Below are 617 nucleotides of genomic sequence, written 5' to 3'. Positions count from 1 at the left end.
TCAGGACACCCGGGAGGTGCCATGGGAGGTGCTGATTTTATGCATATTTTATACACGGAATATTTAAATTATGATCCATCACAGATGGACTGGCCTTTCAGAGACCGTTTCTTTATGGATGCGGGACACTTATCGGCTTTGATGTATGCACAGTATTATTTATTAGGAAACTATAAAAAAGAAGACGTACAGCAGTTCAGACAATGGGGATCGGTAACGCCGGGACACCCTGAAGTGGATGTTTTAAGAGGAATCGAAAACACCTCAGGACCTCTTGGGCAAGGTCATACAATGGGGGTTGGAGCAGCAATTGCTGCCAAATTTCTTGGAGCAAGATTCAAAGGCCTTTTTGACCACAAAATATACGGATTCATTACCGACGGGGGCGTTCAGGAAGAGATTTCGCAGGGAGCCGGAAGAATCGCAGGACATTTGGGGCTGAACAATTTCATTATGTTTTATGATTCAAATGACGTACAGCTTTCTTCGATGACCGATGAAGTAACATCCGAAGATACTGCTATGAAATACCAGGCCTGGGGATGGAATGTAATCACCATTGACGGCCACGACCATTCGCAGATCCGAAAAGCGCTTGATACTGCCAATCAGGAAAC

Annotated in this window: 1 pseudogene; it reads left to right on the top strand. The window is 44.9% G+C overall.

Features of this window, described 5'->3' with window-relative positions:
• A pseudogene (locus IRZ80_RS20815) lies at window positions 1-617 on the top strand (transketolase); the annotation flags it as partial.

This window comes from Flavobacterium sp. HJJ, from assembly GCF_015351475.1.
In the GTDB taxonomy this organism is placed as follows: Bacteria; Bacteroidota; Bacteroidia; order Flavobacteriales; family Flavobacteriaceae; genus Flavobacterium; species Flavobacterium marginilacus.
This window is presented reverse-complemented; position numbering and strand designations above follow the sequence as displayed.